The organism is Bacillus sp. CCNWLW194, assembly GCF_037120585.1.
GTDB lineage: Bacteria > Bacillota > Bacilli > Bacillales > Bacillaceae_G > Bacillus_A > Bacillus_A basilensis.
Genome location: NZ_JBBBBL010000001.1, coordinates 601,725 through 616,776 on the forward strand (window position 1 = coordinate 601,725; position 15,052 = coordinate 616,776).

Below are 15,052 nucleotides of genomic sequence, written 5' to 3' on the forward strand. Positions count from 1 at the left end.
TAATAAAATGATAAAAATAAATGGAACATTTTTAAGAATCTATGTATTATAAAAATATGTTATGACTTCTGTATAAATTTGTCAAAGTGAGCAGGGGTGGAATTGGATATAACTAATGTTGTTCGTGTTGTCACATTAATGTAACAATAAGGCTTTAAAGTACGTCTAGAGGTGAGAACATGAATACGTATCATGTAAAAGAAGAACAAAAAAAATCAATCGTCAAGATATCTATAATCAGTTTCATAAGTATAGTAATGATTTCTATAAGTTTGTATTTCTATGCGACAGAAATAGAACGAAAACTAGTAACAGTTACGTGGAATGAAATAGAAGCTTCTACAATTCCTAAAGAGTTTAATAATAAAAAAATATTGCAGTTCTCAGATGTACATTTAGGGCCAGAATTCACATTGAAACAACTAGAAAATTTGGTGGAGAAGATGAATGCATTAAGTCCAGATGTAGTAGTTTTCACAGGGGATTTAATAGATAAGTTTGGATCGTATAAAGCAGAAAGAGAAGAAGCGAAAAGTATTTTACAGAAAATACATGCGCCCTTAGGGAAATATGCTGTGTTTGGGAATCATGACAGGGGCGGTGGAGGTAGTTTATTTTATAAAAAGTATATGGAGGAAGCTGGTTTCTCTGTGTTAGTAAATGAAGTGCAGAAAATTAAAGCGGAAAACGGTAAATATATTACAATATCAGGTTTGGATGATTTCTTATTAGGTAAGCCGCAAATAGACTCGACTTTAAAACATGTAAGGCAACAAGATTTCAATATGCTATTAGTACATGAGCCGGATGTTGTAGATAAAGTAGCTCGTTATCCGGTTGATTTTCAAATGTCAGGACATAGTCACGGAGGACAAGTTCAAATTCCTTTTATAGGTCCATTAATTACTACAAAACTAGCTGAAAGTCATGTTGAAGGTATGTATGAATTAGAAGGGAAGAATAAGCAGTTACATTTATACGTAAATCGTGGTATTGGGACAACTCGAATGCCTGTTAGATTTTGGAGTGTGCCTGAACTTTCAGTATTTGTGTTGAAGCAAAATAGTAACTTGCCTATTCAATAGTAGCAGGACTTTCAGAGAAAGTTCTCTTTTTTATTGATTAAAAACAGAATATTATGTAACTTTTATTTAAAGTGTTAAAAAAGAAAGGGGAATTTCTATGATAGAAACATGGCATAAAGAATTGGAAAGTTTATATAACCAAATGGTTTTGTGGCGAAGAGATTTTCATCAATACCCAGAGCTATCGTTTCAAGAAATAGAAACGCCGAAAAAAATAGCTAAAATCTTAAAAAGTTTTCATATTGATGTGACAACAGATGTTGGGGGAAGAGGGGTAATCGGTGTAATTGAAGGTGAAAGACCTGGAGAGACGATGGCGTTACGTGCTGATTTTGATGAACGCGCGATGTTAATTGGTGGTAAATTACTTTTAAGCCTTGTAAATAGTTATGTAAGAGATCGAAAAAAATCTCTTCATCATGTAGAAGTGAAAAAGTAATTTACATAAATAAAAAACAACAATAGGTCCTATAACCTATTGTTGTTTTTTATTATTTTTGAAAGGGAATAGCATCGAAATATGTTCTAGAGTTACTAGAGAATTCAAAGTTATTTTTTGCATCCCAATTAATAGACCAAGACATTAGACCGCGGAAGGCAGGATAGCCACTTTGATTTGAAAGTTTATACTTTCCGCCGAAAGGAATGCCTTTAATGATATAATCTAAAGCTTTTTTCATTTCAGTTGGAGAAATATATCCGCCACTTGGAGCTGCCGCTGGTGCTGCAGGGAGTCCAATCATTACTTGATCCGAACGAAGAGCTGGGAAAATGTTATTTGCATTACCTCCTACTGGAAAACCATGTAAGAGCATATCTGCCATAGCGACTTCGTAGTCTGCAGTACCTTGATTGTAGTTATTACCGTCCATTCCAATGCCACTGCCAGCATTATAGTGTTGAACGTGAATGTATGTTAGTTTATCTTTCACTCCGTAAATAATTGGTAAATATGCACCCCAGATGCTTCCGTATGCGCTATAACCACCTTGAACATAAGCTGTTTCAGGAGCCATGCTTAATAGAAAATCTGGACCATAATGATCAGAGATTGTTCGAATAGCTGAAATAAGATTTACGATTTGAGGAGTAGTTGGGTTTTTGAAATTAGTGTCATTTCCATTTAAGTAAATACCTGATTCAAGGTCAATATCTATTCCATCAAAATCGTATTTATCGATCAGAGATTGTATGGAATTAATAAAACGTTGCTTAGCAGCATTGTCAGGAAGTAAAACGACCCCATTTTGTCCGCCTATTGAAAGAACTACTTTCTTTCCTTTACTTTTTAAATAAGAAATATCTGATTTGAACTCTGCATCTGTACCATATACAGGAGAAAATTCAACAGTGGAACGGTCACCACCAGTTTCACCGAAAGATACGTTGATTACATCCCATTTTGATGAAACGTCTTTTAATTTAATAATGCCAGTACCGTTATCGAAGTTATGCCAGTATCCAACGAGTAATTTTGATCCTAAATTGTTTGCTGCTTGTGCTTGAAAGGAAACCAGCGGTAGCAGTAAGAAGATTACTAAAGTACAACAAATGAATTTGAACTTGTTTAACATATTAACACTCCTATACAAAAAGTTGTCTAGATGTATAATCTTGTCAATTTAATAATATCTGAAAATTCTTCCTTTTGTAAGGTGGCTATAATTTTCTCAACAATTGTGCATGGAAAAATATTAAACCTAATGTAATAATTTCTATAGGAGATTGCATTACAATTGTTAATTTCAGAATATTTTGATATATTTTAAAGTATGGGACAAGGTTTTTCGCATAATACTCTTACATAAATTTCAAAATTAAGTTTGGAAGGGGATGTACAAGAGTTGGATAAAAATCTTAAGAAAGACCTCAAAATACGCCACATTACAATGATCTCAATTGGCGGCGTAATAGGAGCTGGTTTGTTTGTTGGGAGCGGTGCAGTTGTGCATTCAGCAGGACCGGGCTCTATCGTTTCATATGCTTTAGCAGGCCTACTAGTTATTTTCGTTATGAGAATGTTAGGAGAAATGGCGGCTATTAACCCGACAAGTGGTTCATTTGCAACATATGCACGAGAAGCAATTGGGCCATGGGCAGGTTATACAATTGGATGGCTATATTGGTTTTTCTGGGTAATTGTTATTGCGATTGAAGCCACAGCAGGTGCTGGTATTATTCAATACTGGATTCCAGAAATCCCACTCTGGTTATTAAGCCTAATATTAACGATTTTATTAACATTGACGAATGTTTTTTCGGTGAAATCATTTGGAGAGTTTGAATATTGGTTTTCTTTTATTAAAGTAATTAGTATTGTTTTGTTCCTTTGTCTTGGACTAGCTGTTATTTTAGGATTTGTACCAGGAACGGAAGCACCTGGTACTTCGAATTTAGTAGGACAAGGAGGATTTATGCCAAACGGTATAAGTTCGGTGCTACTTGGAATTACTGTCGTTATATTTTCATTTATGGGATCTGAGATTGTTGCAGTAGCAGCTGGTGAATCTGCTGAACCTGTAAAAGCAGTTAAAACAGCAACAAATAGCGTGATTTGGCGTATTCTCGTATTTTTCATTGGATCTATCGCTGTAGTTGTTACACTTCTTCCATGGAATTCAGCGAACATACTAAAAAGTCCGTTTGTAGCGGTACTGGAACATATAGGAATACCAGCGGCAGCACAAATTATGAATTTTATCGTTTTAACAGCTGTACTTTCATGTTTAAATTCGGGTTTATATACAAACTCAAGAATGCTTTTTTCGATGGCAGAAAGAGGAGATGCTCCAAAGGCGTTTTTGAAATTAAACAGTAGTGGTGTTCCAGTCCGGGCAGTTTTATTCGGAACGTTCTTCGCTTATATTGGAGTTGTTTTTAGCTACATATCTCCAGATAAAGTCTTTTTATTTTTAGTGAATGCATCTGGCGGGATTGCGTTACTCGTTTATCTCGTTATTGCTGTTTCGCATTTAAAGATTCGTAAAAAAATGGGAAGAGTGGAACAACAAAATTTGAAAGTGAAAATGTGGTTCTTCCCGTATGTGACGTATGTTACAATTGCAGCTATTATAGTAGTTTTAGTTGCGATGCTTGCAATTGAATCTTTACGTTCACAAGCACTTTTGACGATGCTTGTTACAGTTCTTATAATCATTTCTTATTTTCTTTTTAATAGAAATAAAAATAGTACAGTGTTGAATACTAAAAGTAAGAATGAGGAATCTGTTCGATTCTAATTTCTTGTTTTCTAAGAAATGCTACATCCAATCATTAGTAGAAAAGATTCATATATAAGTAAAGAAAAGAGTAATTACTATTGTCATAGTGAATATAAACTTTTTTCTTGACTTTTTATACGAAGGCGAGCAAAATGGTAAAAAAGGAAGGGGGGATGAAGATGGAAGAGTACGTATTAGAGCTGTATAACCTGTTATATACGACAGAATGGCAAGATATTGTTTCGTTTCTAGGAATCGTATTTTGTATGAAGATTGTAATTGTATATATGGAAGAGCAAGGTATGTTCTATTCTTTCTCATCCCCGTTCGATGTGCAACGCGAGCCGTTGCTGAACTATGCCAAGGTAAATTACGAACAATTTCCTTTTGTAGCTTTCTTTATGATTCGATTTATTACAGCAATTGTAAAGAAAAAGGAAAGTGACGATGAAGAGTGCCATTCAACTTGTAATATAGCGAATGTTTTTTAAGCTAAATACAAGGAGGAGATTTATATGTGGTTTCGATTTCTTATGATTGGTTTCTTTTCATTAACAGCAATTTCATTAATGGGATATCAAGTGTCTGAAATTTTTCAAGCATATAGCGATACATTTTTTAACAAAAACTAATCGCGTTGCTATTTGAATAATAAAGCGATAAAATCCTTCTTAAGAAGTTTTATTAAGAAGGATTTTTTCTTTGTTTTGTCTTGCTGTGTCAAACTATTGTCACATTTACACTGTGAATAGTATGTTAAAATAGTGAGGTTACGTATACATATTTGAAGGAAGAAGGAGTGACCATTTTGGTAGATCAATCAACAAATCAGAAAAGCTATGCTCCTATTGTGATAACGCTTTCTGTAATTGTAAATGCGATTATTTTATTTTTGTTCTTTGGACCTGTTGGCTATGAAGGAGAAGTACATTTTGATGTAACGATTTTACCAATGTTAAACGCAATTTTTAATAGTTTTACGTTCGTATTCTTATTAGCTGCTTTATATTCTATTATTAAGAAGAATGTGAAAATGCACCGTGGTTTCATCCTAGCAGCATTTATAACAACGTTGCTATTTTGTGTTTCGTATTTATCGTATCATTACTTAGCGCCAGCAACACATTTTGGTGGAGAAGGATTTATTAAATATGTGTATTTCATTATTTTAATTACACATATTATCCTAGCAGCAATTATTGTACCACTTGCATTGTTTGCACTTGTATTTGGTTTTACAAATCAATTAACACGTCACCGTAAAATTGTACGTTGGACGATGCCGATTTGGTTATATGTAAGTTTATCTGGTGTTATTGTTTACTTAATGATCTCACCTTATTACCAATAAAAAAATCTCAGCCTGTAGGCTGGGATTTTTTTATTAAGCAAATATTTTTGTGAAATGAAAAAAATATGGTATACAAAAGTATAGTTGCTTTTCATATAGAAGGGATGGTAAAGGAATATGCAAAATTTTGTATTTCGTAATCCAACGAAACTTATTTTCGGTAAAGGTCAATTAGAACAGTTAAAAACTGAAATTCCACATTTTGGTAAAAAAGTTCTTCTCGTATACGGGGGAGGCAGCATTAAAAGAAACGGTATTTATGATAATGTAATTTCTATTTTAAAGGATATAAATGCAGAAGTATTTGAATTGACAGGTGTTGAACCGAATCCACGTGTATCAACTGTAAAGAAAGGAATTCAAATTTGTAAAGATAATGGTGTTGAATTTATTTTAGCAGTTGGTGGAGGAAGTGTAATCGACTGTACGAAGGCAATTGCAGCTGGTAGTAAGTACGATGGAGATGTGTGGGATATTGTAACGAAAAAAACATTTGCTAGTGAGGCATTACCATTTGGTACTGTGCTTACTCTTGCAGCAACAGGATCTGAAATGAATGCTGGCTCTGTCATTACAAACTGGGAAACGAATGAAAAGTATGGTTGGGGTAGCTCAGTTACCTTCCCGCAGTTTTCAATTTTAGATCCAGTGCATACTGCTTCTGTACCGAAAGATCAAACAATTTATGGTATGGTGGATATTATGTCGCACGTATTAGAACAATATTTCCACCATGGAACAAATACAGAACTACAAGATCGTTATTGTGAATCTGTTTTAAAAACAGTAATTGAGACAGCTCCTAAGCTTTTAAGTGATCTAGAAAATTATGAGCATAGAGAAACTATTTTATATTGCGGTACTATGGCGTTAAACGGCATTTTAGCGATGGGAGTAAAAGGAGACTGGGCAACTCATAATATTGAGCATGCAGTTTCAGCTGTTCATGATATACCACACGGGGGTGGCCTTGCAATTCTATTCCCGCACTGGATGAAGCATGTTGTAGATGAAAATGTAAGTCGTTTTAAACAGTTTGCTATTTGTGTATTCGATGTAGAAACAGATGGAAAGACTGATCGAGAAATTGCGTTAGAAGGAATTGGGGCGTTACGTCAATTTTGGACTTCGATTGAGGCACCAGTAACATTATCTGATTACGCTATTGGTGAAAATGAAATTGATTTAATGGCGGATAAAGCGATGGCTTATGGCGAATTTGGTAACTTTAAAAAATTAAATAAAGATGATGTTTTCAGTATATATAAAGCTTCCTTATAAGTGAATTGAGTAAAGAAACCCATTTGATATAACGATCAAATGGGTTTCTTTTTTGTTGTTTATAACCGTTTTTGATTGTTTTTGGTTATTTGTGAATGTTTATGGTTGATTTTTGTGATCGTTTTCATTATACTGTAATCAAAGAAGAGGTGAGTAAAATGTTAACTCCTGAACGTCATCAAATGATATTACAACTTGTAAAAGAGCAGAAGGTTGTTAAATTACAACAATTAGTGGAAAGAACAGAAAGCTCTGAATCAACAATTCGTCGTGATTTAGCACAATTGGAAAAGCAAAGGTTATTAAAGAGAGTTCATGGTGGTGCTGCTGTTTTAACAGGAAAAGGACAGGAGCCAACGATGGTTGAAAAATCATCCAAAAACATTCAAATAAAACAACAAATTGCGAAGTATGCGGCTAACATAGTTGAACAAGGTGATTGTATTTATTTAGATGCAGGAAGTACAACATTTGAAATGATTCCATTTTTAATAAATAAAGATGTTACAGTCGTTACGAATGGACTTATGCATATTGAAGCTTTAGTTGAAAATAATATTCGTGCATATTTACTAGGCGGGATGATGAAGAGTAGGACGAAAGCTTTAATCGGTGCAATGGCGCAGGAAAGTATACAGAAATATCGCTTTGATAAATGTTTTTTAGGGGCGAATGGTGTACATGAACAGCTTGGTTTTACAACTCCAGATCCAGAAGAGGCACTTTTAAAGCAAATGGCATTAACATTAGCAAACGAAGGATATTTCTTAATTGATGAAAGTAAGTTTTCAGAAGTTGCGTTTGCGAAAATTGCCAATGTTGAAGATGCAAATATTATTACAAACCATTTAGAAATCGATTTAGAAAAATATAAAAGACAAACCAATGTAATTGAGGCTGATAAACAATGATCTATACAGTTACTTTAAACCCATCTATTGATTATGTAGTGCAAGTTAATACCTTCGATTTAGGAGAAGTAAATCGAGCGGAGAAAGATATGAAGTTTCCTGGAGGAAAAGGCATTAATGTTTCTCGCGTTCTTCATCGTTTAGGTGTTGAAAATGTAGCGCTTGGATTTACTGGTGGATTTACCGGTCAATTTATTAAAGATGTATTACATGATGAAGGGGTAATAATAAACTTCATCCAAGTAAATGAAGATACTCGAATTAATGTGAAAATAAAAGGGCAAGAAGAGACGGAATTAAATGGGCAAGGACCTAGTGTGACAAATGAGCAATTTGAACAATTAATGGAACAAATTGAAAGTATGCAAAAGGGAGATTGTGTTGTACTAGCTGGAAGTGTACCCGCGTCTATCCCAACTACTTTTTATGAATCAATCGCAGCGTTCGGAGCTGGAAAAGGCATTCGTGTAGTGGTAGATGCAAGTGGTAATGCGCTGCAGCATGTAATTAAAAACAAACCATTTTTAATAAAGCCAAATCATCATGAACTTGGTGAGTTATTTGGAGTAGAGATTTCAACAGTAGAAGATATTTTACCGTATGGAAGAAAATTAATTGAACAAGGTGTAGAGCACGTTATCGTATCAATGGCCGGAGATGGAGCTTTATTGTTTACGGCAGAAGGTATATATGAAGCAACTGTTCCAAAAGGTGTTGTAATTAATTCGGTTGGGGCTGGAGATTCTCTTGTTGCGGGATTTATAGGTAAATATGAACAGACAAAAGATATTGAAAAGGCATTTCAATATGGCGTTGCTACAGGGAGTGCAACAGCATTTTCAGCTGATTTATGTGAAAAGGAAAAAGTAGAAGAATTATTGTCGCAAGTAATTGTAACTAAGCGATAGGGGGAAGTAACATATGAAAATTACAGAACTATTAAAAAGGGATACAGTTATTATGAATTTGACAGCTTCAAATAAAGAAGCTGTCATAGATGAATTAGTTGAGAAATTAAACGGGGCAAATCGTTTAAATAGTAAAGCCGAATTTAAAGAAGCTATTTTAAAGCGGGAGTCACAAAGTACAACCGGCATTGGTGAAGGGATTGCTATACCTCATGCGAAAACAAAAGCTGTTAAGCAACCAGCGATTTGTTTTGGTAGAAGTGTAAGCGGTATCAACTATGAATCGCTTGACGGACAGTCTGCACATTTATTCTTTATGATTGCTGCGAGTGAAGGGGCGAATAATACTCATTTAGAAACGTTATCACGCCTATCTACACTATTAATGGATGAAGGGTTTCGTAAGCAATTGTTAGAAGCAAAGGATGAAGAGGAACTTCTTCGTTTATTTGATGAAAAAGAAAATGAAAAAGAAGAAGCTGATATTGAAGTTGCAAAACCAGAAGGAAATGAACCGTACGTATTAGCAGTTACGGCTTGCCCAACTGGAATCGCTCACACATACATGGCTGCGGATAGCTTGAAAGCAAAAGCAGCAGAGTTAGGAATAGTAATTAAAGTTGAAACAAACGGATCAACAGGTATAAAAAACGGTTTAACGAAAGAGGATATTGAACGTGCAACGGCTATTATCGTCGCGGCAGATAAACAAGTAGAAATGAACCGTTTTGCTGGGAAGCATGTCATTCAAGTGCCAGTCGCTGACGGGATTAGAAAAACTGAAAATCTTCTTAATCGTGCTGTAAAACAAGATGCACCAATCTTTAAAGGTGTAAAAGAGGATGGAAAGGCAGAAAATACGGAGAAAGAAAAAGGATTAGGAATTTATAAGCATTTAATGAACGGTGTAAGTAATATGCTTCCATTCGTTGTTGGTGGCGGGATTTTAATCGCATTAGCATTTATGTTCGGTGGAATTAAGGCGGAAGGTCCTATTGCTGAAATATTAATGACTATTGGCGGTGGAGAAAAAGGAGCCTTTTTATTCCTTGTACCAATTTTAGCTGGATTTATTGCAAGTTCTATTGCTGATCGACCTGGTTTTATGCCTGGTATTGTAGGTGGATTTTTAGCAGCGCAAGCAAATGCTGGCTTTTTAGGTGGGTTAATTGCTGGGTTCTTAGCTGGATATGTTGTTGTTGGTTTGAAAAAATTATTTTCTAGTTTACCAGCGCAGTTAGAAGGTATTAAACCAGTCTTGATTTATCCGGTATTAGGGTTATTAATTACAGGTGTTATCATGTTAAAAGTAGTTAATCCACCTGTAGTTGCGTTAAACGAAATGTTAACGAGTTGGTTAAATAGTTTAGGTGGTACAAATGCTATACTATTAGGTTTAATTTTAGGTGGGATGATGGCAATCGATATGGGGGGACCAATTAATAAAGCAGCATTTACATTTGGTATCGCTGCAATCTCAGCAGGGAACTTTGGTGTTCACTCAGCAGTTATGGCTGGTGGTATGGTACCGCCGCTAGCAATTGCATTAGCAACTACATTCTTTAAATCGAAGTTTACAGAAGCGGAACGTAAGTCTGGTTTAACAAATTATATTATGGGAGCATCGTTTATTACAGAAGGTGCGATTCCATTTGCAGCTGCAGATCCGGTTCGAGTAATAGTAAGTTGTGTTGTTGGTTCAAGTATTGCAGGTGCATTATCTATGTTATTCCAAATTACATTACCGGCACCGCATGGTGGATTGTTTGTTATCGCATTAGTAAATAAACCAGTGTTATATATTTTCTCGATATTGATAGGGGCAGTTGTTTCTGCTCTTATGATGGGAATTTGGAAAAAGAAAGTTAAATAATACGTGTAAAGGGAGTAGCTTTTATTAGCTGCTCCCTTTTATTACAAGAAAGGAGGTTAATAATTGAAGAAAGATGAATTTTAGTAAAAGATGTAATGAAATATGGTTTTTTTGTAACAAAAAAGTAATACTGTAATTTTTTCTGGAAAAAAATTCTGGTGCTTGTATGTGGAAAATATATGAAAACTATTGGGGGTTCTATTGGAAATGTAATTCATTAATATGGAAATTTATGTTACAAATCATTAATCGTATATTACGAATGGTTTGTAATTGTGTGTTTTCTAAAAATTTTAAAAATCCGTTGCTATAATGAAAATACGAAAACAAAGCAAATGGAGGCTATTCATGAAAAAATTATTAGGTATAGCAACGGCGGCAGTTTTTGGTCTTGGGATTTTTACAGGTTCTGCGAAAGCAGAAACGATTGTAACAACAGACGTATTAAATGTTAGAGAAAACCCAACTGTAGAGTCAAAGCTTGTAGGTAAAATGTTAAGTGGAAATAAATTAGACGTTATAAATACAGAAAATGGATGGACAAAAATTAAAGTAAATGGTAAAGAAGCGTTTGTAAGTGCTGAATTTACAAAAAGTACATATTATGTAACGGCAGGCGTGTTAAATGTTCGTGCCGGAGCGAATACTGACTCTGAAATTCTTGGTAAACTGAATAAAGATGATGTAATTGAAACGACAAATCAGGTTCAAAATGAATGGTTACAATTCGACTACAATGGAAAAGTTGGATATGTTCACGTGCCATTTTTAACAGGAACGGCACCAGTGATTGAAAAGAAAGAAGTTGTAACGCAAGAAGAAGCGCCGGTAAGGGTAAATACGCCGGTTAAAAATAATAAAGTAGTTAAGAGTAAAGAATCTGTTAAGAATGTAGATTCAAGTAAACCTGTGGCAAAACAGCAGTCAACTACGAAACAAGTTGCGAAATCTACTGAAACAAGTGCACCTGCTGGTGGACGTGAAATAACAGTAGAAGCGACAGCGTATACAGCGCATCCAAGTGAGAATGGTACGTATGGTGGTCGTGTATTAACTGCAATGGGGCATGATTTAACAGCGAATCCAAACATGAAAGTAATTGCTGTTGATCCTAAAGTAATTCCACTAGGATCAAAAGTGTGGGTAGAAGGATATGGAGAAGCGATTGCTGGAGATACTGGTGGTGCGATTAAAGGAAATCGTATTGATGTATTAGTAGGCTCAGATGGTACTGCTAATAGCTGGGGGCGCAAATCTGTAAAAGTGAAAGTTATCCAGTAGTGTATATGTATTAATATAAAAGGCGGTTGCTTGAAAGTATGTAAGCAACCGCCTTTTATGGATTATTGAAAAGGATAAATAGTTTTACCTGTAATAATTTTATATGCACTGCAAAATTGATTTTGTATATACTCTGTATCTTTATTTTCTGGATGTAATGTTGTTTCTTGGAGAGTAGAATGAAAAGAGCGTAGCAAACAATTTAAGGCGAAGTATAATTCTTCTTGTGAACAATTTTGTTCTTTTGTAGCAGTAGCTAAAATGAGGTCTTTTGTTAAAGATGAAAAATTAATGGTGGTTTGTTTCATAGTCAACTCATCCTCTCGAAGGTACTTTTAATCATGTATATGCGGAATTGGACAAACTATGTTCTTTTTTTATTTATAATTTCATGTACCGAAATGAAAGAACTTGCAATCATGCCGTTAAAATTGGTAAGATTGGATATAATCAATAGATGGAGTACATTACATAAAGAGAGTTGAATGATATGGGAGAAGTGCAACGTGAAAAAGTTGCTGTCATCATTGGACCAACTGCTGTTGGGAAGACGAAGTTAAGTATTGATCTTGCCAAAGCGTTGAATGGTGAAATTATAAGTGGAGATTCCATGCAGATTTATCGTACGATGGATATTGGAACTGCAAAGGTGACGAAAGAAGAGATGGACGGAATTCCACATTATATGGTCGATATAAAAAATCCGGAAGAATCATTTTCAGTTGCCGAATTTCAAGAACGTGTTCGTAAGCATATTCGAGAGATTACAGAGCGTGGTAAATTGCCAATTATCGTTGGTGGAACTGGTCTGTATATACAATCTGTTTTATTCGATTATCAGTTTACGGATGATGCTGGTGATACTATATATCGAGAGCAAATGGAAAAATTAGCATTAGAACGTGGTGTGGAATATGTACATAAGAAATTACAAGAAGTAGACCCAGAAAGCGCTGAGCGTATTCATGCAAATAATGTACGCCGTGTCATTAGAGCGTTAGAAATTTTCCACACGACGGGTGAAAAAATGAGTGATCAACTTGAAAAACAAGAAAACGAGTTGTTATACAATGTTTCCTTGATTGGCTTGACAATGGATCGAGAAATGCTATACGATCGCATTAACTTACGAGTTGATATAATGATGGACCAAGGTTTATTAGAAGAAGTAGAAGGATTGTATAATAGAGGGATAAGTGATTGTCAATCTATTCAAGCAATTGGGTATAAAGAGATATATAATTATTTTGAGGATCGTGTCTCTTTAGAAGAAGCGGTATCACAATTAAAGACGAATTCACGTCGTTATGCAAAGCGTCAATTAACGTGGTTCCGTAATAAGATGGATGTCACATGGTTTGATGTTACAGACGGTGAAAAAACGTCAGAAATTTTACGATACATAGAAGGAAAGTTACAACTAAAGTCGAATAATAGTAAGTAGAGAAAAAGAGGAGGATTCGACATGAAGCAATCAATCAATATTCAAGATCAGTTTTTAAATCAACTCCGTAAAGAGAATACGTTTGTTACGCTGTACTTATTAAATGGTTTCCAGCTTCGTGGATTAATTAAAGGATTTGATAATTTTACAGTCCTACTGGAAACAGAAGGTAAGCAACAGCTTATTTATAAACATGCAATTTCTACATTTGTTCCACAAAAAAATGTTTCAATTGAATTAGAGTAGTAATGAATTATTGTACATAACAAAAAAAGAGCGAGTTTCTCGCTCTTTTTTTATTTGCCATAAACAATAAATAGTGAAATTTAAGCGATTCTAAATACAGTTAGACGAATGTTAGTGTTTCCTGTTACGGGGATCGTAATCTCGTTAAGAGTAGATTGGACAGAAATGTTTGCGCCGGCAGTTAATGTTTCGATTGTAGTAAATGAAAGTGAGTCGCCTATTAGATTTGAAGAGAAGTTGTCAGTTGCGACTGCTCCATTTATTGAAATTCCTACTCCGAGTGGAGCGCATCCTGGTGCAGTTGTAGAGATGGATACGCTAATTACATAAATACCACCGTTGATAACAGTAACTGTATCTGTGCCGTTGAAGATAATATTGTTTACATTAATTGCAGTATTAAAAATGAAGTTGTTAAATTGGAGTACTGTTTGTTGAATGTTGTTTGTTACAACAATTGTTGCTACAGGGAAGCTAGGTCCAGTAGGCCCAGTAGGTCCGGTAACTCCTATACCAGTAGCGCCCGTTGGTCCTTGAACACCTTGAGGTCCAGTAGCGCCGGTAGCACCAGCTGGTCCTTGAGCACCTTGAGGTCCAGTAGCGCCGGTAGCACCAGCTGGTCCTTGAACACCTTGAGGTCCAGTAGCACCTGTGTTACCTTGAGGTCCCTGAGGTCCAGTAGGTCCCTGAGGCCCACCAGAAGGTCCGGTAGGTCCGGTAACTCCTATACCAGTAGCGCCCGTGTTACCTTGAGGTCCCTGAGGTCCAGTAGCGCCGGTAGCACCTGTGTTACCTTGAACACCTTGAGGCCCAGTAGCACCTGTGTTACCTTGAGCACCTTGAGGCCCAGTAGCACCTGTGTTACCTTGAACGCCTTGAGGCCCAGTGGCACCAGTAGCACCTGTGTTACCTTGAACACCTTGAGGCCCAGTAGCACCTGTGTTACCTTGAACACCCTGAGGTCCAGTGGCACCAGTAGCACCTGTGTTACCTTGAGCACCTTGAGGTCCAGTAGCGCCGGTAGCACCTGTGTTACCTTGAACACCTTGAGGCCCAGTAGCACCTGTGTTACCTTGAACACCTTGAGGTCCAGTAGCACCAGTGTTACCTTGAGGTCCAGTAGCACCGGTAGCGCCAGTGTTACCTTGAGGTCCAGTAGCGCCAGTGGCACCAGTAGCGCCAGTGGCACCAGTAGCACCGGTAGCACCTGTGTTACCTTGAACACCTTGAGGTCCAGTAGCACCAGTGTTACCTTGAACACCTTGAGGCCCAGTAGCGCCAGTGGCACCGGTAGCACCAGTAGCACCAGTGTTACCTTGAGGTCCAGTAGCACCGGTAGCGCCAGTGTTACCTTGAGGTCCAGTAGCACCAGTAGCACCAGTAGCGCCAGTGTTACCTTGAGGTCCAGTAGCACCAGTAGCGCCAGTGTTACCTTGAGGTCCAGTAGCACC

The 15,052-nt window shown here is 36.2% G+C and carries 14 protein-coding genes and 1 pseudogene; 12 read left to right on the plus strand and 3 right to left on the minus strand.

All coding sequences use genetic code 11. The features are described from left to right. The first annotated feature begins 179 nt into the window (after positions 1-179). Both V7S50_RS03230 and V7S50_RS03235 read left to right on the plus strand, forming a co-directional pair. A complete protein-coding gene (locus tag V7S50_RS03230) occupies positions 180-1,085 on the plus strand; it encodes a metallophosphoesterase (RefSeq protein WP_242251948.1) in 906 nt (301 codons plus the stop codon). A gap of 97 nt (positions 1,086-1,182) precedes the next feature. Beyond that, a pseudogene (locus tag V7S50_RS03235) lies at positions 1,183-1,422 on the plus strand (amidohydrolase); the annotation flags it as partial. A 154-nt stretch (positions 1,423-1,576) separates the two neighbouring features. Here the strand turns inward: V7S50_RS03235 and V7S50_RS03240 are convergent. After that, positions 1,577-2,659, minus strand: a complete 1,083-nt coding sequence (locus V7S50_RS03240; protein WP_242251947.1) for a chitinase — start codon at positions 2,657-2,659, stop codon at positions 1,577-1,579. A 270-nt stretch (positions 2,660-2,929) separates the two neighbouring features. Here V7S50_RS03240 and gabP point away from each other — a divergent pair, with 270 nt between their 5' ends. The 8 genes from gabP to entD all read left to right on the plus strand — a co-directional run bounded on the left by gabP (position 2,930) and on the right by entD (position 11,911). After that, entirely contained in the window at positions 2,930-4,324 is a 1,395-nt protein-coding gene (gene gabP, locus V7S50_RS03245; RefSeq protein WP_242251946.1) for a GABA permease, read from the plus strand. Positions 4,325-4,458: 134 nt separating this feature from the next. Then, complete coding sequence (locus tag V7S50_RS03250; RefSeq protein ID WP_242251945.1) at positions 4,459-4,797, plus strand: hypothetical protein; 339 nt, start codon at positions 4,459-4,461, stop codon at positions 4,795-4,797. A gap of 317 nt (positions 4,798-5,114) precedes the next feature. Continuing rightward, a complete protein-coding gene (locus V7S50_RS03255; protein ID WP_242251944.1) occupies positions 5,115-5,657 on the plus strand; it encodes a DUF420 domain-containing protein in 543 nt (180 codons plus the stop codon). 117 nt (positions 5,658-5,774) lie between these two features. Continuing rightward, the gene (locus V7S50_RS03260) at positions 5,775-6,938 is read left to right on the plus strand and encodes an iron-containing alcohol dehydrogenase (protein WP_242251943.1); all 1,164 of its coding nucleotides are present in this window, start codon (positions 5,775-5,777) and stop codon (positions 6,936-6,938) included. A gap of 158 nt (positions 6,939-7,096) precedes the next feature. Continuing rightward, positions 7,097-7,849: a DeoR/GlpR family DNA-binding transcription regulator gene (locus V7S50_RS03265; RefSeq protein ID WP_048530344.1), complete on the plus strand. Its 753-nt coding sequence runs from the start codon at positions 7,097-7,099 to the stop codon at positions 7,847-7,849. After that, on the plus strand, positions 7,846-8,757 hold the full coding sequence (gene pfkB, locus V7S50_RS03270) for a 1-phosphofructokinase (RefSeq protein ID WP_242251941.1): 912 nt from the start codon (positions 7,846-7,848) through the stop codon (positions 8,755-8,757). The genes V7S50_RS03265 and pfkB overlap by 4 nt, the downstream gene beginning before the upstream one ends. Positions 8,758-8,770: 13 nt before the next feature. Continuing rightward, complete coding sequence (locus V7S50_RS03275; RefSeq protein WP_242251940.1) at positions 8,771-10,630, plus strand: PTS fructose transporter subunit IIABC; 1,860 nt, start codon at positions 8,771-8,773, stop codon at positions 10,628-10,630. Between the two features lie 348 nt (positions 10,631-10,978). Further along, entirely contained in the window at positions 10,979-11,911 is a 933-nt protein-coding gene (gene entD / locus V7S50_RS03280) for a cell wall-binding protein EntD (protein ID WP_242251939.1), read from the plus strand. Positions 11,912-11,973: 62 nt separating this feature from the next. Here the strand turns inward: entD and V7S50_RS03285 are convergent, their stop codons facing one another. After that, positions 11,974-12,219, minus strand: coding sequence for a hypothetical protein (locus tag V7S50_RS03285; protein WP_242251938.1), 246 nt, complete (start codon positions 12,217-12,219; stop codon positions 11,974-11,976). Between the two features lie 182 nt (positions 12,220-12,401). Here V7S50_RS03285 and miaA point away from each other — a divergent pair, with 182 nt between their 5' ends. Both miaA and hfq read left to right on the plus strand, forming a co-directional pair. Next, complete coding sequence (gene miaA / locus V7S50_RS03290; protein ID WP_242251937.1) at positions 12,402-13,355, plus strand: tRNA (adenosine(37)-N6)-dimethylallyltransferase MiaA; 954 nt, start codon at positions 12,402-12,404, stop codon at positions 13,353-13,355. Between the two features lie 21 nt (positions 13,356-13,376). Then, entirely contained in the window at positions 13,377-13,601 is a 225-nt protein-coding gene (hfq, locus tag V7S50_RS03295; RefSeq protein ID WP_000813896.1) for an RNA chaperone Hfq, read from the plus strand. 80 nt (positions 13,602-13,681) lie between these two features. On the opposite strand, the gene V7S50_RS03300 is transcribed toward hfq, so the two are convergent. Next, positions 13,682-15,052: Gly-Xaa-Xaa repeat protein (locus V7S50_RS03300; protein WP_336584246.1), on the minus strand; the 1,371-nt coding region annotated here is incomplete at its 5' end.